Raw genomic sequence first — 220 nt, 5'->3', positions numbered from 1 at the left:
GCGCGCCCTTATGCCCTACCGGGTCCTTGCTGACCTGCACCACGACATAGTCGCCGGGTTTGAGGGCCTGCTCGATCTTGCGATCGGCCCCGCCCAACCCCGCTGCATCCCAATTGACTTCACCGGCGTAGAGCACTCCATTGCGACCGCGCCCGATGTCGACGAACGCCGCCTCCATCGACGGCAGCACGTTCTGCACAATTCCCAGGTAGATGTTGCC

1 protein-coding gene is annotated in these 220 nt (G+C 63.6%); it reads right to left on the bottom strand.

Translation table 11 applies throughout. From position 1 onward, the window contains the following. Positions 1-220 (bottom strand): S1 RNA-binding domain-containing protein (locus BST12_RS30375; protein WP_139802161.1); only part of this gene is annotated, 220 nt, incomplete at both ends.

The organism is Mycobacterium angelicum (assembly GCF_002086155.1).
In the GTDB taxonomy this organism is placed as follows: domain Bacteria; phylum Actinomycetota; class Actinomycetes; order Mycobacteriales; family Mycobacteriaceae; genus Mycobacterium; species Mycobacterium angelicum.
The sequence above is the reverse complement of the archived record's forward strand: the minus strand, read 5'-3'. Positions and strand labels throughout refer to the sequence as shown.